This window comes from Brevibacillus sp. FW306-2-1A-C05A, assembly GCF_058781555.1.
In genome coordinates, this window is record NZ_JBYSWV010000114.1 from 1 (window position 1) to 884 (window position 884).

Sequence of the window (884 nt, forward strand, 5' to 3'; positions counted from 1 at the left end):
GTAACACATTATCCACCCGTTTTTGTGGCGTTCCAAGAAGGATCATGGAGTCGGATAAAACGGAGCTTTCTGGTGGTACTTTGAAAGTATACAAATGACGAGTTTCCGCGTTATCCTTGAGACGTGAAGCAAAAAAGATGCCCTGATCGGTATACTCATCGAACTTTTCATAATCCACGTACCCTCGATCAAAGACGTACATGGCTCCGATCTCATCAATCAGCGACTCCATTTGGGTGCGGTCATTGGATTTGGCACAAGTTAGGGAAATCTTTTCAGGATAGACATCCTCCTGGCTTGCGAAAACGAGACGAAGATGAATTTTGATTCCTGCCTTTGTTTCGCGAAAGGTTGCCCACTTATACTTTTGCAAACATAATCCAATTGTAGTGGAATCAATGATCTTTATGTGTTTTCGAAGAGAGCAGGCTTTTCCAGAAACGCGTTGAATTTGCTGGACAAGGTCGACAAAAACTTCTTCAAGCAAAGCAGGTTCTACCCGATTGTTTTTTCGACTAAGCTGTGCGGGGCTGATCGATGACAGTCCTAATTCTTGCTGAAATTTCTTTGATAGAACATCGTCAGCAATGGCTCGAAGCCCTTCGCGTTGCTGAAGTTGGGCATGTAAAAATAGGAGAAGATACGCTTTTGTCGTCAGCTTCTTCACGTACTTGTCTTGATCCGTTTCGTCAATTCGTTGTTGAAGTTTCATAATATTGATGGGTGCAACCCATTTACCAAATGAAGAAAATAGGGTATTCTTGTCCATGAGCTATCCTTTGCGTTGGATTTGGACAGGAACTACCTGACCTTTCCAGTGTAAAGGATTTTTTTGTTCCCTAGACAACCAAATACCAAAGATTATGTGTATTTTGAATGATGGG

At 42.2% G+C, this 884-nt stretch carries 1 protein-coding gene; it reads right to left on the minus strand.

The features are described from left to right. Window positions 1–769 (minus strand): IS4 family transposase (locus AC3WJN_RS25555; protein WP_492329359.1); only part of this gene is annotated, 769 nt, incomplete at its 3' end. Window positions 770–884 lie beyond the last annotated feature (115 nt).